We start from the raw sequence: 19,585 nt of genomic DNA, 5'->3' as shown, positions 1-19,585 counted from the left end.
GTGCCGTTATGGTCGGTATTCTAGGTGGGGCGAGCGCGTGGCAGCAAGCCAAGCGCGCGCGTCCCTTTATCAATAATGGTGAATAGCCTGATCGGCTTAGAGTGACGCAGCTTTAAAGCGTGCTCTTTAACCGGTAGATCGCATCCAGCGCGTCGCGCGGCGAAAGTGTATCAGGATCAAGGCGCTCAAGCGCCTCGATCACCGGATGCGAAAGCGTTTCGAACATGTCGCCCTGCGAGGGCGATGCCGGGCCACCTTGCGGTGAAGGTTCAAGGGCATCGTGCGGTGAGGGGGCAGGCGTCGGTGTGCCCTCGAGGCGCTCAAGACGAAGTCTTGCTCGTTCGATGACCGGGCGAGGCACGCCCGCGAGCTGGGCAACCTGAAGCCCGTAGCTCTGATTGGCTGCGCCGGGTTCGACCTTGTGCATGAAAACGATCCGCTCGCCGTGCTCGACCGCGTTCAAGTGAACGTTGGCCACGCCTTCGTGCTGGTCGGCCAGAGCGGTCATCTCGAAGTAGTGCGTGGCAAAAAGCGTGTACGCGCCGACCTGAGTCAGGTGCTCGGCGCTGGCCCAGGCAAGCGATAGGCCGTCGAACGTGCTGGTGCCGCGGCCGATCTCATCCATCAGAACCAGACTTTCATGCGTTGCGTTGTGCAGGATGTTGGCGGTTTCGGTCATCTCGACCATAAAGGTCGAGCGTCCGCCGGCCAGGTCGTCCGAGGAGCCGATGCGGGTGAAGATGCGATCGATTGGCCCGATCAGAGCGGCATCGGCCGGTACGAAGCTGCCGGTATGCGCTAAAAGCACGATCAGGGCATTCTGGCGCATGAAGGTCGATTTACCGCCCATGTTCGGCCCGGTAATGACCAGCATGCGGGTATCGCCGTCAAGGCCCATGTCATTGGGCACGAATGGGTGATCGGAGACCCGCTCCACCACCGGGTGGCGGCCGCCCTCGATTCGAAGGCCCGGCGTTTCCTGAAGCGCCGGGCGCGAAAGCGCGAGCGTCTCGGCCCGCTCGGCGAAGCAGGCCAGTACATCCAGTGAGGCAAGGGCCTGGGCGGTGGACTGAAGCGCGGTCAGTACCTCGTTCAAGGTCTCGATCAGTTGATCATAAAGCCACTTCTCGCGCGCCAGCGCCTTGCTCTTGGCCGAGAGCGCCTTGTCCTCGAATTCCTTGAGCTCGGGCAGGATGAAGCGTTCGGCATTCTTGAGCGTTTGGCGGCGGATGTAATCAGCGGGTGCCTCGCCGGACTGGGCGCGAGACAGCTCGATGTAATAGCCGTGTACACGGTTATAACCGACCTTCAAACTCGACAGGCCAGTGCGCTCCTTTTCGCGCCGCTCCAGCTCGACCAGATACTCGCCTGCGTGTTCGTGCAGACCGCGCAGTTCATCAAGTTCGCTGTCAAAGCCTTCGGCAATGACGCCACCGTCGCGCACGACGACCGGCGGGTTCTCGACCAGTGCCCGATAAAGCGTATCGGCAAGCTCGGGATAGGGCGCGATGTGTGGGGTCAAATCGTCGAGCGCGGTGCCTTCGGGCAGCGCATCGAGCGCGTTCTGAAGTGAGGGCAGTTGAAGAAGGGCGTCTCTCAGGCGCGCAAGATCTCTTGGGCGCGCGCTCTTGAGCGCCACCCGGGCAAGAATGCGCTCGATGTCGCCAATCGGGCTCAAAAGCGTTCTGAGCGCCTCGCTCTGCGCGTCCTGCAGCAATAGCTGTACGGCGTTTTGACGCGCCGCCACTCGGGACTGGTCCCTGAGGGGGCGGTTCAGCCAGCGTCTTAGAAGGCGAGCGCCCATGGCGGTACAGGTTGTGTCCCAGATGCCTGCAAGCGTATTGTCGCTGCCGCCGGCCAGGTTGCGATCGATTTCGAGGTTGCGACGGCTGGCGGCGTCGATCACGATGGCGTCGTCGCGCTGCTCGACCCCGAGCGAGGTGATATGAGGAAGCTGGGTTCGCTGGGTGTCGCGCACGTAATCGAATAAGGCGCCGGCGGCGGTAATCGCGTGAGGCAAATGGGCACAGCCGAAGCCTGTGAGGTCCTTGACCTTGAACTGATCGCACAAAAGCCGCTCGGACGTGTCGTAATCGAACTGCCAGTCGTTCAGTCGGCGAAGGCCGGTGCGCTCGGCAAGCTGGCCCGGGAGCGTCAGCGAATCGCGTACCAGAAGCTCGGCCGGGGCGAGGCGATGCACTTCTGCGAGCATGTCGTCATCGCTTGTGGCCTCAAGGACTGCAAATCGGCCGCTCGAGAGCTCGAGCCAGGCCATGCCCCAACCACCGTTGGCGGCGTGAATCGCCAGCAGCAGATTGTCGTGATGGGCTTCGAGCAGTGCCTCGTCATACAGGGTGCCTGGCGTGACGATACGAACGACCTGGCGCTCGACCGGGCCCTTACTGGTTGCCGGGTCGCCGATCTGCTCGCAGATGGCGACCGATTCACCGGCCTTGACCAGTCGCGCCAGATACGCCTCGGCGCTGTGGTAGGGCACACCGGCCATCGGGATTGGCTGGCCGGCGGATTGGCCGCGCGCGGTAAGCGTGATGTCTAAAAGCTTGGCCGCACGCCGGGCATCTTCATGAAACAGCTCGTAGAAATCGCCCATACGGTAGAACAACAGGATGTCCGGATGCTCTCGCTTGATCTTGAGGTATTGGGCCATCATGGGGGTGTGCGTTGGGGCCTTTTGCGTCACGATCGTGCTCATCTGCGTTGGATCATCGATAGGAAGGCGCAAGGGTAGCATGGCCCCTTGATCGGATGTAGAGACAGGGGCGTATCACACCATCGAAGGGAGTGAACATGAACGAGGACATTCTGGCGCTGTCGGCGCGCCTTGGCGAAATCTGCCGCGCGCGCGGGATCACGATCACAACGGCCGAATCCTGCACCGGTGGCGGGGTGGGCTGCGCGATCACGGCGGTTTCCGGCAGCTCCGAGTATTTCGAGACCGGCTTTATCACCTACTCAAACGCTGCCAAGACGCAGCAGCTCGGGGTCAGTGCAAGCGAGCTTGCCGAGCACGGCGCGGTAAGCGCGGTCGTGGTGAAGGCAATGGTGGCCGGTGCGTGCCGGGCAAGCGGGGCGCACTACGCGGTCGCCCTGAGTGGCGTTGCAGGCCCGGGTGGGGGCAGCGCCGAGAAGCCTGTCGGTACGGTATGGATCGGATTTGGGTCGCCCAATGCGTCGGACGCGCTATGCTATCGTTTCGACGGTGATCGTCATGCGGTGCGAACGGAGGCTGTCGAGCAGGCGCTCGCGGGGTTGATCGAGCGCTTGAGTGGTGTGCCTGACCCCAACGATTCATCCATACTGTAAATAGAGCTGTATATCTGTACATGGTTTTGGCGATCCATTATACTGCCACCCCATGAGAAATGATCGGCCGGCCCCGAAAGAAACGCGCGTGTGACGTCGCAGGCTCGAGCCGCTGATTCCCCTGATTTTCGAAGGAGGCCTTAATGGCACAGGACGACAATCGCAGCAAGGCACTCAACGCCGCGCTTTCCCAGATCGAGCGTCAGTTCGGCAAGGGTGCGGTCATGCGGATGGGCGATACGCCCCGGGTGTCGCTGCCGTCAGTATCCACCGGCTCGCTTGGCCTCGATGTGGCGCTTGGCATCGGCGGGCTGCCGTACGGTCGGATCGTCGAGATCTTCGGGCCGGAATCCTCGGGCAAGACCACGATCACGCTGTCGGTGATCGCTCAGGCCCAGAAGCAGGGCAAGGTGTGCGCCTTTATCGATGCCGAGCACGCGCTCGACCCGAGCTACGCTGAAAAGCTCGGCGTCAATCTCGATGACATGCTGGTCTCCCAGCCCGATACCGGTGAGCAGGCACTTGAGATCTGCGACATGCTGGTGCGCTCCGGCGGCGTTGACGTCATCATCGTCGACTCGGTTGCGGCACTGACGCCGCGCGCCGAGATCGAAGGCGAGATGGGCGATTCCCACGTGGGCCTTCAGGCGCGTTTGATGTCACAGGCGCTTCGCAAGGTGACCGGTCACATCAAGAACGCCAACTGCATGGTGATGTTCGTCAATCAGATCCGCATGAAGATCGGTGTGATGTTCGGAAGCCCCGAGACCACCACCGGCGGTAACGCGCTGAAGTTCTATTCGAGCGTGCGGCTTGATATTCGCCGTACCGGCTCGGTCAAGCAGGGTGACGAGGTGGTCGGTAACGAAACCCGCGTCAAGGTCGTCAAGAACAAGGTGGCGCCCCCGTTCCGTCAGGCCGAGTTCCAGATCATGTACGGCAAGGGCATTCACCACGCAGGTGAAGTGGTCGATCTTGGCGTGCAGTGTGGGCTGGTCGACAAGGCCGGTGCCTGGTACAGCTATAAAGGCAACAAGATCGGCCAGGGCAAGGCCAATGCGTCCCAGTATCTGGAAGAGAACCCGGCCGTCATGAAGGAAATCGAAGACCAGATTCGCGGCCAGCTTCTCGATACGCCTGCCCCGGAGTCTGATACCGAGCAGGAAGGTGTCGCTGCCGACACCGACCCGGACGAGACAATCTGATCGAATGCACTGAAACGGACCCCGCGATGCGGGGTCTTTTTGTTGGATGCTGCTATGGCCTTTAACGCTCCCCCTTCAAGTGACACTCCCAAAACCTCCCCGCGCGACGCCGCGATCATGTTGCTTGCGCGCCGCGAATACAGCCGTCATGAGCTCGAAGAACGTTTGACGCGAAAGGGGCATGCGCTTGACGACATTGCCCCCGTTCTTGATGCCTTGATTGATGAGGGGCTTCAAAGCGATGAGCGCTTTGCCGAGCATTTCGTGCGCGGGCACGTGCTTCGTGGCAATGGCCCCTTGAAGATCCTGTCGGGGCTTCGAAGTCGCGGCATCGATAAAACACTTGCCAAGGAGGCATTGGCTGCAAGTGAGGTCGACTGGTACTCGGCGGCCTGCGAGGCGCTGCAGAAACGGTTTTCAGGCCCTGGTGACAGCGCGCCTGAAAAGGCCAAGCGACTTCGTTTTCTCGCCTCGCGCGGGTATGAAAGTGCACACGCCTACCACGCCATAGAGGTTGCCTTTTCAGACGAATAAGTCTTCGATTCCTACCGAGCAAGCTCCCAGCCTGATTTTCGATCGCCGGTTCTCGGCATGATTGCCCTTTAGTCGCAGCGTGAAGGCGTTATACTAGATCGTCATACAAGCGGCTTGGGGAGGCGTTTTTTAACTCCCGGCCCGTCGACGTCGATGATTTTGGTGCACAACGGCGGCACCACCACGGGAGCATTATGAAAAGCGCAGCACTACGACAGGCGTTTCTTGATTTTTTCGAGCGCGAAGGGCATACCAAGGTGCCTTCCGGCTCACTTGTCCCCGAGAACGATCCTACCGTTCTGTTTACCGTTGCCGGTATGGCGCCGTTCAAGGATGTCTTTCTTGGGCGTGAGCAGCGCCCTTATACGCGCGCGGCGAGCGCGCAGCGCTGCGTACGTGCCGGCGGCAAGCACAATGACTTGGATAACGTCGGTTACACCGCGCGTCACCATACCTTTTTCGAAATGCTCGGCAATTTCAGTTTCGGCGATTACTTCAAGCGCGAAGCCATCGATTTTGCCTGGCGGTTTCTGACCGAAGAGCTTGGCCTGCCCAAGGAAAAGCTCTGGATCACGGTGCACGTCAGTGACGATGAGGCGGCGTCGATCTGGCTTGATGAGGTTGGGGTGAGCCCGGACCGGTTCTCGCGACTCGATGAAGACAACTTCTGGCAGATGGGCGAAACCGGCCCGTGCGGGCCAAGCTCGGAAATCTTTTTCGATCACGGCCCGGAGGTGGCAGGCGGCCCGCCGGGAAGCCCTGATGAAGACGGCGACCGCTACATCGAAATCTGGAACCTGGTCTTCATGCAGTATGACCGCGACAGCGAAGGCACCATGAACCCGCTGCCCAAGCCGTCAATCGATACCGGCATGGGGCTTGAGCGCATGGCGGCCGTGCTTCAGGGCGTGCATTCCAACTACGAGATCGACCTGTTCGAGCGCCTGCTCAAGGCAGCGGCTTCAGCCACCGGTCAGACCGACATTCAGCAGCCGTCGCTGCGCGTCATCGCAGACCACATCCGCTCGTGCTCCTTCCTGATTGCCGATGGTGTACTGCCTTCCAATGAAGGTCGCGGCTATGTGCTTCGTCGTATCATCCGTCGGGCAGTGCGCCATGGCCACAAGCTCGGTCAGGATGAACCGTTTTTCCATACGCTGGTCGAGGCGCTCGATCAGGAAATGGGCGAGGCGCATCCCGAGCTTCACAAGGCACGAGCGCAGATTGAGCGCGTGCTGCTCAAGGAAGAGGAGCAGTTCGCTCGCACGCTCGATCACGGCATGAAGCTTCTGACAGACGCCATCGAGACGCTCGAGGGTGACACGCTTGACGGCGATACCATCTTCAAGCTGTACGACACCTATGGCTTCCCGTTCGATTTGACCGCCGATGTGGCGCGTGAGCGCGGTATTGGACTCGATGAGCTCGGCTTCCAGCGCGCCCTTCAGGCGCAGCGCGACCGTGCTCGTGCTGCCAGCCAGTTTGGCGCCGATTACACCCCGAGCGTCGAGCTCGAGGGCACGACACAGTTTACCGGCTATGAAGCGACCTCCGGCGACAGCGTAGCGGTCATCGGGCTGGTCGATGACGATGGCAATGTTCAGGAGCGCATCGACGAAGGGCAAACTGCGGTCGTAGTTCTTGCGGAAACGCCTTTTTACGCCGAGTCCGGCGGTCAGGTCGGTGACACCGGTGCGCTGGTCAGTGGCGATACCGTGTTCGAGGTGCGAGATACCCAGAAAAAGGGCGCCCACCACTTTCATTACGGCCGGGTCACGCGGGGTGCGTTGACGCGGGGCGAAACGGTACGTGCTGATGTCGATGCCGAACGCCGCGCCGCCATTCAGCGAAACCACTCGGCGACCCACCTTTTGCACGAAGCGCTTCGCCGCGTGCTGGGCGAGCATGTCCAGCAGAAAGGCTCGCTGGTCAATGAAGAGCGTCTTCGCTTCGACTTCAGTCATTTCGAGGCCGTCTCACCTGAGCAGCTCGAGCGGATCGAGGCCATCGTCAATGAGCAGATTCTTGCCAACGCACCGGTGAGTGTCGATCACATGAGCCTTGATGACGCCAAGCGCAAGGGCGCGCAAGCGTTGTTTGAGGCCAAATACGGTGAAAACGTGCGCGTGTTGACCATGGGGAGTGAGGCGTTTTCCATTGAGCTTTGCGGTGGTATCCACGTGTCGCGCACCGGTGATATCGGCACTTGCCACATCGTGACCGAAGCAGGCGTTGCCGCAGGCGTTCGTCGCATCGAGGCGGTCACCGGTACGCGGGCGCTGGCCTTTTACCGTGAGCAGGAAGATAGCCTCGAGCGCATCGCCTCGATGCTCAAGGCGCGTCCGGATCAGCTTGAAAGCCGCATTGAGGGCCTGCTTGGTCATCAGCGTGAGCTCGAGAAAACGCTCGAAGCGCTCAAGGCCAAGTTGGCAAGCAGTGCCGGCAACGATCTGCTGTCCGAGGCGCGTGATATCAATGGTGCCAAGGTCATTGCCCGCCAGGTCGATGGCGTAAGTGGCAAGGATCTGCGCACATTGATGGATCAGCTCAAGAGCAAGCTGGCCTCCGGCGTAGTGGTGCTCGGTACCGCTCAGGAAGGTAAGGTTAGCCTGATTGCGGGCGTCACCAGCGATCTGACCGATCGGGTCAAGGCGGGTGAGCTGATCAACGTCGTGGCCGAGCAGGTTGGCGGCAAGGGCGGCGGCCGTGCCGACATGGCGCAAGCCGGCGGAAAGGACGCAGCCGCACTGCCTGGCGCACTGGAAAGTGTCTTTGCCTGGACGTCTCAAAAACTGGATTGAACGGGCGACAAAGTTCCGGAGAGAACCTACAATTCATAACATAGGTTAAATAGGAATCGCATGGCCTTATACGTACAAAAATTTGGCGGTACTTCCGTCGGGTCGGTCGAGCGCATCAAGTCGGTCGCGGAGCGCGTCAAGCGGTTCCGCGATCAGGGCCATCAGGTCGTGGTGGTGGTCTCGGCGATGAGCGGTGAGACCAACCGCCTGATTGGACTTGCCGAAGAGATCAACGAGGAACCGACGCCTCGCGAAATGGACATGCTGGTCTCGACCGGTGAGCAGGTCACCATTTCGCTGCTGGCGATGGCGCTTCATCGACTCGGCGTTCCGGCGACCTCCTATACAGGGGCGCAGGTCGGTATTCGAACCGACAGTGCGCACACCAAGGCGCGGATCCAGAACATCGAGACCAACGATCTCCAGCAGGACCTCGATGACGGTCAGGTGATCGTGGTGGCAGGGTTTCAGGGGGTCGATGATGAAGGCAACATCACAACGCTTGGACGGGGTGGGTCTGACACGACCGGTGTGGCGCTCGCTGCCGCACTCAATGCCGATGAATGCCAGATCTACACCGATGTCGATGGCGTCTACACCACCGACCCGCGCGTCTGTTCACGGGCGCGCCGACTGAAAACGGTCACGGTCGAGGAAATGCTTGAGATGGCAAGCCTTGGCTCGAAAGTACTTCAGATTCGCGCTGTCGAGTTTGCCGGAAAATACAATGTGCCACTGCGGGTCCTGTCGTCCTTCGATGAAGAAGGCGAGGGCACGCTGATCGTTGCTGAACACCAGGAGAGTGATACCACCATGGAAGAGCCGCTCATCTCAGGCATCGCGTTTAATACCAACGAAGCCAAACTGACGGTATTGAGTACGCCTGACGTACCCGGCGTGGCTTCCAAGATTCTCGGCCCGATTTCGGACGCCAATATCGAAGTCGATATGATCGTTCAAAACGTTGCACCGATCGGCGATCACACGGATTTCACCTTCACTGTTTCGAAGGCAGACTACCGCCAGACCCAGAGGATCCTTGAGAACACGGTGCTGCCGTCTCTCGGGGGCGGCGAAGTGCGCGGCGACGATCAGATCGCGAAAGTGTCACTTGTGGGTGTCGGCATGCGCTCTCACGCAGGCGTTGCCTCAAAGATGTTTCGTGTGCTGGCCGAGGAAGGCATCAATATCCGAATGGTGTCCACTTCAGAGATCAAGATTTCGGTCGTGATCGATGAGAAGTTCATGGAGCTTGCCGTGCGTTCACTGCACACGGCATTCGGACTCGATCGGGATGATGTAAAAGAAGAAGCTTAATCGAAGTGGAGCACGGGAAACGATTTCTTGCGTGTACCGCGGCGTTTTACGTTTATTTAAACTAGTTTAAAGTCTTGTGTTGTTGGAACGCGGCGTTATCTTCCCCCATAATGCCGCGTTTCAATTACTGGACGCTGTAGCTGAAAGGGAGTTCTTTATAATGCTGATACTTACCAGGAGGGTCGGTGAGACGCTCATGATTGGGGATGAAATAACGGTGACCGTGCTGGGTGTCAAAGGCAACCAGGTTCGCCTGGGCGTCAATGCACCGAAAGATGTGTCCGTTCACCGCGAAGAAATCTATCAACGAATTCAGCAGGAAAAAGACGACGACACCCCGTCGTGAATGCACGGCCACATGGCGTGTTGCAGGCGCCAGTTATAGCGTAACCGATCTTGCCGACAAACTTTTTTGGACCGATTTAAAAACCGCTCTAGACAATGTCTTTTAAAATCGGTAATATGCGCGCCGTACCGATGAGGGAGAGGTGGCCGAGTGGCTGAAGGCGCTCCCCTGCTAAGGGAGTATAGGGTTTATAGCCCTATCGAGGGTTCGAATCCCTCTCTCTCCGCCACATCGGCACAAAGCTGTTTGAAAGCGCCCGTAGCTCAGCTGGATAGAGTATCTGACTACGAATCAGAGGGTCGGAGGTTCGAATCCTCCCGGGCGCGCCAAACTGCTTGTTTTATGATGAGCAACTGGGTGCACCGATTCAGTGATTATCATAGTTATGCGCCCGTAGCTCAGCTGGATAGAGTATCTGACTACGAATCAGAGGGTCGGAGGTTCGAATCCTCCCGGGCGCGCCAGAATACGAAAAAGGCTTCCTTTAAACAGGAAGCCTTTTTTTATGTCGGTCACATTTAAATGTCGGTCATATTTAAAAAGGGTGTTCTTGGCCGACGACGCCAGATTTCGGGTCAAAGTGTTGCGGCCAGGCCATCAACAAGGCGCGGCAGTTCCTTTTCACGCTTCAACGCATGAAAGTGCGCCTCGGCCACGGGATTGTTTAAGCGCATCATGTTGAGCCACTGCTTCAGAAGCGACAGTACCACCTTGGCGGGCAAATCCTGGTGCGTGCGTTCAAAGTAGTTCAAAAGCGTTTGTGCGTTGACGGACCAGGGCGTTGCCGGAATCGTCTCACCGGTTGCCCGCCAGGTTTTAATGCGCCGGGCGAGCCAGGGGTCGGCCAGAAGGCCACGCCCGATCATCGCCTGTGAGCAGCCAGACAGCGACGTTGCACGCCAGTAGTCGGGCAGGCACTGAATGTCGCCATTGACGACCACCGGCATTCGCACAGCATGCCGTATTCGGCTGACCCACTCCCAATGCGCAGGCGGTCGATACCCTTCCTTTTTGGTGCGCGCGTGCACCGTGAGCCATCGGGCGCCAGCGTCCTCGCAGGCGCGGGCGCAGGCAAGCGCGAGCTGCTTGTCGTCAAAGCCAAGCCGAATCTTGGCCGTGACCGGAATATTGAACGGCGCGAGCGCATCGCCCACGGCCTGAATCAGCGCGTTCATGTGCGCAGGTCGTCGCAGGAGCGAGGCGCCGCCGTCGTGTCGATTGACAAGCTTTGCCGGGCAGCCGAAGTTGATGTCGATACAGGCTGCGCCAAGCCGCGCGGCCTGGGCGGCGTTGTTCGCCATCATCACGGGGTCCGAGCCCAAAAGCTGCACGTGCACCGGTGTGCCATCCGTGGTGCGTGAGGCCGTCTTGAGTTCAGGGCAGAGCCGATAGAATGTGCGCGGTGGCAAGACTGTGTTGGTCACGCGCACGAATTCGGTCACGACCCAGTCAAGGCCGCCCTGTTCACAGAGCAGAGCACGTGTGGTGGCGTCGATGACGCCCTCCATGGGGGCAAGGCCGAGCGCGCCGGCAGGAAGGTATGGCAAGGTAGACACGAAGCGATCACTTGGTTGGAATGGCACGGGGGCGCTGATAGTAAGAAGCGAGTGGTCGAATGGCAAGAGAGGCTGCGCGTAGGCGCCAGAGGTAGTGCGCAGTGCTCAGGGGTCGATCAACTGTACGCTACCGGCCAACCGGGCATTGAGGGCGCTCAGATCAAGCGTGTGATCCATCGGCCAGGCAAGGGTCAGGCGCACTCCGGTCGCCGAATACTCGACCTGCTCGATCAGTGCGTCGTGCTGGTCGGCCCATTGGCGGGTGCCTTGTTCGCCAGCAAAGGGGATTTCGAGCTGTATGGGCGTTCGTGGCATGAAATTCGAGGTTGGAAGTGTCTCCAGTGCAAGCGTTACGCACTTGGCGTAGGCCCGAGCCAGACCGCCGGTGCCAAGCTTGATGCCGCCGAAGTAGCGAATCGCCACGCAGGCGATCTGGCCGATCTGACTGCCCTCGAGCGCCTGATACATGGGGCGACCGGCCGTGCCGCCGGGTTCGCCGTCATCGGAAAAACCGATGGCCTGCTGTTCGCCCGGCGCGCCGGCAATGAAGGCCAGGCAGTGATGGCGTGCGCTCGGATGGTGCGCTCGCGCCCGGGCCAGCAGCCGTTGGGCGTCATCGGGGGTATTTACCTGTGCGACCCAGCTGATGAATCGGCTTTTTTGAACGTCGAACTCCGCCTCATGCGGGGCATCGACACTCGGTGCGGGAATCGGGTAGGGCATCGCTTACGCGACCTGGTCGGTTGGGTGGCGGGCCACGCCCATGACCAGACCGAGCACCTGAATGTCGTCGTTTTTAAGATAAATCGGCGGCATGGTGTCGTTGGCGGGCTGAAGTCGCACGCCGTGTTTTTCGATGTAGAGCTTTTTGAGCGTCACTTCCTGATTGTTGATCAGGATGACCGCGGTCTCGCCGTTTTCCGCCGACTCAAGGCGCTCGATGATGATGATATCACCGTCGAAGATATTGCAATCGATCATGGAATCACCGCGCACCTTCAGTGCGTAGGTGTTGCGGCGCACCATCTGGCTTGGAATGCGAACGGTGTCGTTGACGCTACAGGCCTCGATGGGCATGCCGGCGGACACATAACCAAGCAGGGGAACATCCGTGAACTGATCGGATTGGACATCTTCCCAGGCGTTGGCGTCCAGCGGCAGGTTGGGCAGGCGGTGCAGGAAGTGCGGTTCGGCAGTCGACATGACAGGAGACTCCTTCGGGCGATCCTGGAGGGAGGGGGCATCATAGCAGGGAGCGGTCGGGATTATCATCTCCTGGATAAGCCATGGCGTGTGGCCCGTATTGGACGTTCGTAGTAAAGTGTCGCGCTCGTGAACGAAGGGCGCGCCGTGATGATCCCGCGCGTGACAACGAAAGGCAGGTAGGTTTGAGGGTTCAACTCGAAGGGCGGCAGCTTGGCTGTGAGCGCGATGAACGGTGGTTGTTTCAGGCGCTCGAGTTTTCGATCGAAGACGGCGATCTCTGCCGCGTCGAAGGTCCAAACGGCAGCGGCAAGACCAGCCTCATCAAGATGCTGACCGGTCAGCTCGAGCCGAGCGAAGGCGCGGTGCTGTGGCAGGGAAAACCGCTTCCAAAAGCCCGCGCTGCATTTCATGGCGCACTGGTCTACAGCGGCCACCTGTCAGGTGTGAAAGAGGCGCTGACGCCACTGGAGAACCTGAGCTGGTATCAGGCGATTGGCATCGATGACGATGCCCGCTCGGTGGCGGCGCGCTGGCAGGCGCTCGACGCCGTCGGGCTCAAGGGGTTCGAGGATATTCCGGTCGCGCAGCTCTCTGCCGGTCAGCGGCGACGGGTTGGTCTGGCCCGGCTTCATCTATTGAACCGGCCGCTCTGGATTCTCGATGAGCCGTTCACCGCCATCGACCGTGAGGGGGTTGCTGCGCTTGAACATTTGGTAGCTGAGCACTGTCACAAAGGTGGCGCGGCTATCGTGACCACACACCACGCCTTTTCAAGCGTTGCGTTTACTCGCCGCATTGGCCTTGATGGCCACGGAGGTCATCATGTCCTCTGAGGGCGGTCACAGCTGGGCACGCGCCTTTCGGTACACCTTTGTTCGGGACCTGCGGCTTCGCATTCGCCATGGCAGTGAGTGGGGCAGTCCCTTGATCTTTTTCGCGCTGATCGTGACGCTCTTTCCGCTGGCGACCACGCCGGATCGCACGGTGCTTGTCACGTTCGCGCCCGGTATCTTGTGGGTCGCCGCGCTTCTGGCCGTGCTTTTGTCGCTGGATGCGCTGTTCCGTGAGGACCACGACGACGGCACGCTCGAGCAGATGTTGCTCTCGCCGGTGCCGGCCTGGCTGCTGGTGCTTGCCAAGATGTGCGCCCACTGGGTCATGGCCGGGCTGCCGCTGGCGCTGATGTCGCCGATGCTGGGCTTGATGCTGGCCTTGCCGTCGTCGGTATTCTGGGTGACGGCGCTTTCGCTTGCGCTCGGCAGTGCCACGTTGATTCTGATCGGGGCCATTGGTGCGGCGCTAACAGTTGGTGTGCGCCGCGGCGGGCTTTTGCTTGCGCTGATGGTTCTGCCGCTCTACATCCCGGTGTTGATCTTCGGTGCGGGCGTGGTGCGCCTTGCGCTCGACGGCATTGACGTCACGCCGTATCTGGCGATTCTTGGCGCGATGTTTGCCGCGGCGCTTGCGCTGTCGCCGTGGGCAAGTGCCGCGGCCCTGCGTCTTGCCCATAGTGGCTGAACTCACACTCTCTCTTGTCTAGTTGAGCAAACGACCGATGTGGCAATGGATACATAAATGGGCCTCGCCAAAGCACTTCTACCGCGTGAGTACGCGGGTCGCGCCCTGGCTCTGGGGGCTTGCCCTGATCTTGCTGACGGTCGGGGCGCTGTGGGGCCTTGCGTTTGCACCGGCCGATTACCAGCAGCACGACAGCTTTCGCATTATCTACGTACACGTGCCGAGCGCGATGCTTGCCGAGTCGTGTTTTGCACTCATGGCCGTGTGCGCCGTGGTCTTTCTGGTCTGGAAGATCAAGCTTGCCGACATCGTTGCCAAGGTCGCTGCGCCCTTCGGCGCCAGCATGACGTTTGCCGCGCTTTTTTCAGGCGCCGTGTGGGGCATCCCCACCTGGGGGACCTGGTGGGTGTGGGACGCGCGCCTGACCTCAATGCTGATTCTGCTGTTTCTGTACTTCGGCATCATCGCGCTACGCTACGCCTTTGCCCGCGAACACAGCGGCGGCCGCGCCGCGGCGGTGCTGTCGCTGGTGGGGGTGGTCAATCTGCCGATCATCAAGTACTCGGTCGAGTGGTGGAATACCCTGCACCAGACAGCCTCATTTAGCCTGACCAAGGCGCCGTCGATGCCTGAAAGCATGTGGGTGCCGCTTCTTTTGATGATGCTTGGCGCCTATGCGCTGTTCGGCGCCGTGGTGCTGTCACGAACGCGCAACGAGATTCTTCGCCGGGAGCATCGCGCCCGCTGGGTTCGGGCGCTGATTACAGACACCTGCGACAAGGAACACTGATCGTGGCATTTCAAACACTCAACGAATTTCTGAGCATGAACGGCTATGGCGTCTACGTCTGGTCGGCGTGGGCGGTGGTCGTGGGCGCCTGGGGTGTTCAGGCCGGCTGGGTGCACCTCGAGTACCGCCGCGTGCGCGCCGGTATCCTGCGCCAGATTCGCCGTGAGGCGCGCTCATGAACGCGGTTCGAAAACGCCGGCTCATGATCGTGCTGGGGCTGGTGGCGCTGGTCGCCGTGGCCGTAACGCTAATGCTCTTCGCGCTGCGCCAGAACATCAACCTGTTCTATAGCCCCGAGCAGATCGCTGGCCAGGAGGCCCCGACAGGGCGCCAGATCCGTGCCGGCGGCATCGTCGAAAAAGGAAGCGTTGACCGCAATCAGGACTCGCTTGTGGTCACGTTCACGGTCACCGACTTCAAGGCCCGGGTGCCGGTGCGCTTTGACGGCATCCTGCCGGATCTTTTCCGGGAAGGGCAGGGCATCGTCGTGATCGGAACGCTTGACGCCTCGGGCACGCTTGATGCGTCGCAGGTGCTTGCCAAGCACGATGAAAACTACATGCCCAAGGAAGTGGCGGATGTGCTCGACAAGGAAGGGCTTTCGCCCGAGGATTACCGCGCGGCCCGGGCCGAGGGCAAGCTCTCCTACCCCGAGGCCGACCGGCCATGACGGGATGGTCGCGCCGAGATAGAGATGGATCATGTTGATTGATGTATTGCCCGAATACGGCGTCTACGCGCTGATACTGGCACTGGCGCTGTCACTGCTTCAGGCCGTGGTGCCCCTGATCGGTGCCTGGCAGCGCCGTCCGCTTTGGATGGCGTTTGCCCAGCCCATGGCCTGGGGGCAGTGTCTGTTTTTGAGCCTTGCCTTCGTGGCCCTGGCGCTCGGTTTTCTGTTCAACGATTTCAGCGTCGATTACATTGCCAATAATTCGAACTCGGCGCTGCCCTGGTATTACCGGCTCTGTGCGGTGTGGGGCAGCCACGAAGGTTCGATGCTTCTGTGGTCGTTGCTCCTGTCGCTTTGGGGGCTTCTGGTCAGTGTCTTTTCAAGATCACTCCCGCGGGACATGCTCGCTCGGGTGCTTGGCATCCTGGGCATCATTTCGAGCGGGTTTCTGCTTTTTATCCTGCTGACCTCCAACCCGTTCACCCGCACGCTCCCGGCGGCGCCGGCCGAGGGCGCCGATCTCAATCCGCTGCTTCAGGACCCGGGGCTGATCGTGCATCCGCCAATGCTCTACATGGGCTACGTTGGCTTCTCGGTGGCGTTTGCCTTCGCGATGGCCGCGCTCCTTGGCGGTCGGCTGGACGCCGCCTGGACGCGATGGGCGAGGCCGTGGACAACGGTTGCCTGGGCGTTTCTGAGCCTCGGTATCGCGCTTGGCAGCTGGTGGGCCTACTACGAGCTGGGCTGGGGCGGCTGGTGGTTCTGGGACCCGGTCGAAAACGCCTCTCTGATGCCCTGGCTCGTGGGTACGGCGTTGATGCATTCGCTCGCGGCCACCGAAAAACGCGGCACCTTCAAGAGCTGGACCGTCCTGCTGGCGATCTGCACCTTTTCGCTGTCGCTTCTGGGCACGTTTCTGGTGCGCTCGGGCGTACTGACCTCGGTGCACTCCTTTGCAAGCGACCCCTCCCGCGGCATCTTCATTCTGGCGCTTTTGGGGCTTACCGTCGGCGGCGCGCTTCTGGTGTTCGCGCTCAGGGCGCCGCAGGTCAAGAGCCCGGTGTCGTTTGGCTGGCTGTCGCGCGATGCGTTCCTGCTGTTCAACAACATCATTCTTCTGGTGATGGCGATCACCGTGCTTTTGGGCACGCTCTATCCGCTGATTCTGTCCTCGCTCGGGCTCGGCTCGATTTCGGTCGGCCCGCCGTACTTCAATGCACTCTTCGTGCCGCTTGCCACCGTGTTGTGTCTGTTCATGGGCCTTGGGCCGCTGTCGCGCTGGAAGCGCATGCCCAAAGGCGAGCTTATCAAGCGCTGTGCACTGGGTGCGCTGGTGGCGCTGGTGGTCGGCATCGGCGCGCCCTTGATGGTGGGCGAGCGGCCCTGGCATGTGAGCGTGGCGCTTGGGCTGGTGTTGGCGCTGTGGGTCGCGATGACCTCGCTTCGAGACGTCGTGGCAAGCGCTTTACGTCACGGCCTCAAGGGGCCGGCGCGGTTGTCGCGAAGCCATTACGGCATGGTGCTTGGCCATCTCGGGCTTGCGGTGTCGATCGTTGGCATCACGCTGGTGTCGAATTATCACGTGGAGCGCAACGTGCGCTTGAACGTGGGGCAGGCGGTCGAGGTTGGTGGTTATCGGTTCAAGATGACCAACCTGGCCGATGTGCCGGGGCCGAACTACCAGGCCACCCGCGCCACGCTTCAAGTCACCCGAGACGGCGCACTGATCGATCTGATGCACCCCGAAAAACGGTTCTACACCGCACGTCGTCAGGCGTTGACCGAAACGGCGCTGGATGCAGGACTTACGCGGGACCTGTACGTCGCCCTCGGTGAGGAGCTCGACAATGGTGACTGGGCCCTTCGGGTGCAGGTCAAACCCTTTGTACGCTGGATCTGGCTGGGTGGTGTGCTGATGGCGCTCGGCGGCGGGCTTGCCGTCTGGGACAAGCGCTACCGCCGCCCCATACGACGTTTAGGAGAAAAACCGTCATGAACCGTCGCTGGCTATTGTTCATTCCTCTGGCAGGCTTTCTCGTGCTGGCTGTCATGCTCTGGGTCGGGCTTGGCAAGGACCCGTCCTCGCGGGATTCGGCGCTGATCGATCAGCCGATGCCTGAGTTTTCGCTGACGGCGCTCGATGACCCCACGGTCACCATCGAGCGCGCGGACCTGCTTGGTCATGTCACGCTGGTCAACGTCTGGGGGTCGTGGTGCCCAACCTGCAAGGACGAAATGCCCCAGCTGCTGGCGCTTCGAAAGGCCGGGGTGCGCATTCTCGGCGTCGACTATAAGGACACCCGCGTCGATGCCCGAGACTTCCTGAACCGCTTCGGCAACCCATTCGAGCTCAGCGCGTTCGACCCTGACGGCACCCTCGGGCTCGATCTTGGCGTCTACGGCGCGCCGGAATCGTTCATTGTCGATGCCCAGGGCGTTGTGCGCTATCACCACACGGGTTACATCAAGCCCGACGACGTCAAGGACACCATCCTGCCGGAGATACAATCGTGGTCCTCTTCCTGAGACTCGGGCTGATACTGACACTTGCGCTGGCAACACTCAGCGCCCGGGCGGCCATCGAGGTGCACACCTTTGATGACCCGGCGCTCGAGGCCCGCTATACCCGGCTGATCGATGAGCTTCGCTGCCCCAAGTGCCAGAACGAATCCATCAGCGCGTCGAACTCGATGATCTCGAAGGACATGCGCGCTCAGGTTGCAACACTTTTGGCGCAGGGCAAGAGCGACGACGCGATCAAGGCGTACATGGTCAAGCGCTTCGGCGACTACGTGCTGTACGACCCGCGACTTGAGGCGCGAACCTGGCTTTTGTGGGGTGGGCCGCTGCTTGGGCTGTTGCTTGGCGGCGTGATTATCTGGCGAGTCGTGCGGGCGCGCCGCCAGAGCGCGCCCGGCCAGCTCAGCGCGCCCGAGCGCGCGCGGCTCGAGGCGCTTCTGGCCGCGCACGAAGAGCCGTCCAGGTCGCGGGAGCATCCAAATGACTGATCTCTGGAGTGGCCTAGCGCTACTGACACTTTTGGCGCTCGTCTTCGTGGCGCTGCCGCTTTTTCGGGCGGCAAGACTTCACCGCACCCAGAGCGCACTCGAGGCCGAGGACGGCCAGAGCGGTGAAAACGTAAGGCTTTATCGCCGCGAGCGACAGGCCATCGAGTTTGAGCGTGAGCAGGGCGAGCTGACCGAAGACGAGGCGCATCAAAGGCGTCTGGAACTCGATACACGCCTGCTTGAAGAGACCGAAACCATAAAGGGAGCCGCGCTTGATGCGCCTGCCCGGGGCCGGTGGCTGGTCGCTTTGGCCGCGCTTTTGCTGGTGGCTGGAAGCGGTGTAACGTACCTGAGCGTCGGCAGTGCCGATAATCTGGCGCTCTATGACACTGCCCAGACCCTCAAGGCCACGCCCGAGGCCACGCTTTCGGACTACATCGAGGCGCTCGAACCCTACACCGAGACCCAGGCCGATAACCCCCGCGTCTGGGAGACGCTGTTCCCGCTCTATCGTCAGGCGAGCCGCTTCGGCGACGCCGAACACGCCCTCGAGCGCATCATCGCACTCGGTGAGCGTACGCCGGAGCTGGTCGCGCTGCGGGCGCAGATGCGCTATTTCGATCACGGCATGCAGCTTGATGACACCGGCCGTGCCCTCCTGGATGACGCGCTTGCGCGCGCCCCCGATAACCCGACCGCCAACAGCCTTGCCGGGCTGGTCGCGTTTCATGGCGCCGACTACGCCGAGGCGATCGACCGCTGGCAGACCGCAGCGGCGCGTTATCAGGAGCCGGGCAGCGTGCGGGCCATGCAGGAAGGCATTCGAATCGCCCGCGAGCGCGCAGGGCTGACGGCTGACGGGCAACACGACGCCGAGACCCAACGCGCGCCCAAGGCTCAAGCTGCCTCACAGGTTGATGTGGCGATTGCGAGCCGGGTCGACGGCGATGTGCCAGACGCTACCACCGTGTTCATAATCGCCCGCGACCCGACCACGCCCGATGGCCCGCCGCTTGCGGTCAAGCGCTTGACCTACGCGCAGTTGCCGGCCGAGGTGACGCTGACCGACCGCGACGCGATGGCGCCGACTCTGGTACTGTCGAGCGCCTCGACCGTCGAGGTGCAGGCTCGGCTGTCACGCTCGGGAAATGCCGCGCCCCAGCCGGGTGACTGGGTCAGCGACACCCAGCGTGTGGCGGTGTCCGACGCGCCGGCGGTTCGACTCACGATCGATCATCGCCTTGATTCCGACGGGGGCAGGGACTGACTTTGCCCATCGAAACCGCTAGCATCACCGCTTTTTAACC

The 19,585-nt window shown here is 61.2% G+C and carries 19 protein-coding genes and 3 tRNA genes; 18 read left to right on the top strand and 4 right to left on the bottom strand.

What is annotated here, in order from left to right:
- Nucleotides 1–112: 112 nt before the first annotated feature.
- Nucleotides 113–2,713 (bottom strand): DNA mismatch repair protein MutS, encoded by a 2,601-nt coding sequence (mutS, locus tag NAT23_RS12230; RefSeq protein ID WP_251928757.1) that lies wholly within the window; start codon nt 2,711–2,713, stop codon nt 113–115.
- A 95-nt stretch (nt 2,714–2,808) separates the two neighbouring features.
- On the opposite strand from mutS, the gene NAT23_RS12225 reads away from it, so the two are divergent.
- From NAT23_RS12225 to NAT23_RS12185, 9 genes are all read left to right on the top strand, one after another.
- On the top strand, nt 2,809–3,324 hold the full coding sequence (locus tag NAT23_RS12225; RefSeq protein WP_251928755.1) for a CinA family protein: 516 nt from the start codon (nt 2,809–2,811) through the stop codon (nt 3,322–3,324).
- 143 nt (nt 3,325–3,467) lie between these two features.
- A complete protein-coding gene (recA, locus tag NAT23_RS12220; protein ID WP_251591644.1) occupies nt 3,468–4,529 on the top strand; it encodes a recombinase RecA in 1,062 nt (353 codons plus the stop codon).
- 54 nt (nt 4,530–4,583) lie between these two features.
- Nucleotides 4,584–5,063, top strand: coding sequence for a regulatory protein RecX (locus NAT23_RS12215; RefSeq protein ID WP_251928753.1), 480 nt, complete (start codon nt 4,584–4,586; stop codon nt 5,061–5,063).
- Nucleotides 5,064–5,257: 194 nt separating this feature from the next.
- A complete protein-coding gene (gene alaS, locus NAT23_RS12210; protein WP_251591634.1) occupies nt 5,258–7,864 on the top strand; it encodes an alanine--tRNA ligase in 2,607 nt (868 codons plus the stop codon).
- 60 nt (nt 7,865–7,924) lie between these two features.
- Nucleotides 7,925–9,181: an aspartate kinase gene (locus tag NAT23_RS12205; protein WP_251928752.1), complete on the top strand. Its 1,257-nt coding sequence runs from the start codon at nt 7,925–7,927 to the stop codon at nt 9,179–9,181.
- A 160-nt stretch (nt 9,182–9,341) separates the two neighbouring features.
- Nucleotides 9,342–9,527 (top strand): carbon storage regulator CsrA, encoded by a 186-nt coding sequence (gene csrA / locus NAT23_RS12200; RefSeq protein WP_251591631.1) that lies wholly within the window; start codon nt 9,342–9,344, stop codon nt 9,525–9,527.
- Between the two features lie 136 nt (nt 9,528–9,663).
- Nucleotides 9,664–9,756 (top strand) — tRNA-Ser (locus NAT23_RS12195).
- A 23-nt stretch (nt 9,757–9,779) separates the two neighbouring features.
- Nucleotides 9,780–9,856 (top strand) — tRNA-Arg (locus NAT23_RS12190).
- A 58-nt stretch (nt 9,857–9,914) separates the two neighbouring features.
- A tRNA-Arg gene (locus NAT23_RS12185) sits at nt 9,915–9,991 on the top strand.
- Between the two features lie 111 nt (nt 9,992–10,102).
- On the opposite strand, the gene NAT23_RS12180 is transcribed toward NAT23_RS12185, so the two are convergent.
- From NAT23_RS12180 to lexA, 3 genes are all read right to left on the bottom strand, one after another.
- Nucleotides 10,103–11,083, bottom strand: a complete 981-nt coding sequence (locus NAT23_RS12180; protein WP_350028335.1) for a tRNA dihydrouridine synthase — start codon at nt 11,081–11,083, stop codon at nt 10,103–10,105.
- A 105-nt stretch (nt 11,084–11,188) separates the two neighbouring features.
- A complete protein-coding gene (locus NAT23_RS12175) occupies nt 11,189–11,806 on the bottom strand; it encodes an IMPACT family protein (RefSeq protein ID WP_251928750.1) in 618 nt (205 codons plus the stop codon).
- Nucleotides 11,807–11,809: 3 nt separating this feature from the next.
- On the bottom strand, nt 11,810–12,286 hold the full coding sequence (lexA, locus tag NAT23_RS12170; RefSeq protein ID WP_251591627.1) for a transcriptional repressor LexA: 477 nt from the start codon (nt 12,284–12,286) through the stop codon (nt 11,810–11,812).
- 185 nt (nt 12,287–12,471) lie between these two features.
- Between lexA and ccmA the strand changes: the two genes are divergently transcribed.
- Genes ccmA through ccmI form a run of 9 tightly spaced genes read left to right on the top strand, consistent with a single transcriptional unit; the run spans nt 12,472 to nt 19,545 of the window.
- Nucleotides 12,472–13,122, top strand: a complete 651-nt coding sequence (gene ccmA / locus NAT23_RS12165; RefSeq protein WP_251928748.1) for a cytochrome c biogenesis heme-transporting ATPase CcmA — start codon at nt 12,472–12,474, stop codon at nt 13,120–13,122.
- Nucleotides 13,112–13,807, top strand: coding sequence for a heme exporter protein CcmB (gene ccmB / locus NAT23_RS12160; protein WP_251928746.1), 696 nt, complete (start codon nt 13,112–13,114; stop codon nt 13,805–13,807). The genes ccmA and ccmB overlap by 11 nt, the downstream gene beginning before the upstream one ends.
- Nucleotides 13,808–13,844: 37 nt before the next feature.
- Nucleotides 13,845–14,597, top strand: coding sequence for a heme ABC transporter permease (locus NAT23_RS12155; RefSeq protein ID WP_251928744.1), 753 nt, complete (start codon nt 13,845–13,847; stop codon nt 14,595–14,597).
- A gap of 2 nt (nt 14,598–14,599) precedes the next feature.
- Nucleotides 14,600–14,776 (top strand): heme exporter protein CcmD, encoded by a 177-nt coding sequence (ccmD, locus tag NAT23_RS12150; RefSeq protein WP_251928743.1) that lies wholly within the window; start codon nt 14,600–14,602, stop codon nt 14,774–14,776.
- Nucleotides 14,773–15,267: a cytochrome c maturation protein CcmE gene (gene ccmE, locus NAT23_RS12145; protein WP_251928742.1), complete on the top strand. Its 495-nt coding sequence runs from the start codon at nt 14,773–14,775 to the stop codon at nt 15,265–15,267. Before ccmD ends, ccmE begins: the two co-directional genes overlap by 4 nt.
- Nucleotides 15,268–15,298: 31 nt before the next feature.
- Nucleotides 15,299–17,266 (top strand): heme lyase CcmF/NrfE family subunit, encoded by a 1,968-nt coding sequence (locus NAT23_RS12140; RefSeq protein ID WP_251928741.1) that lies wholly within the window; start codon nt 15,299–15,301, stop codon nt 17,264–17,266.
- Nucleotides 17,263–17,796 (top strand): DsbE family thiol:disulfide interchange protein, encoded by a 534-nt coding sequence (locus NAT23_RS12135; RefSeq protein ID WP_251928740.1) that lies wholly within the window; start codon nt 17,263–17,265, stop codon nt 17,794–17,796. Before NAT23_RS12140 ends, NAT23_RS12135 begins: the two co-directional genes overlap by 4 nt.
- The gene (locus NAT23_RS12130; protein WP_251928739.1) at nt 17,781–18,278 is read left to right on the top strand and encodes a cytochrome c-type biogenesis protein; all 498 of its coding nucleotides are present in this window, start codon (nt 17,781–17,783) and stop codon (nt 18,276–18,278) included. Before NAT23_RS12135 ends, NAT23_RS12130 begins: the two co-directional genes overlap by 16 nt.
- Nucleotides 18,271–19,545 carry a c-type cytochrome biogenesis protein CcmI gene (gene ccmI, locus NAT23_RS12125; RefSeq protein WP_251928738.1) on the top strand — a complete coding sequence of 425 codons (1,275 nt, stop codon included), beginning with the start codon at nt 18,271–18,273 and terminating at the stop codon, nt 19,543–19,545. Before NAT23_RS12130 ends, ccmI begins: the two co-directional genes overlap by 8 nt.
- Nucleotides 19,546–19,585 lie beyond the last annotated feature (40 nt).

This window comes from Larsenimonas salina (assembly GCF_023736155.1).
GTDB lineage: Bacteria > Pseudomonadota > Gammaproteobacteria > Pseudomonadales > Halomonadaceae > Larsenimonas > Larsenimonas salina.
The sequence above is the reverse complement of the archived record's forward strand: the minus strand, read 5'-3'. Positions and strand labels throughout refer to the sequence as shown.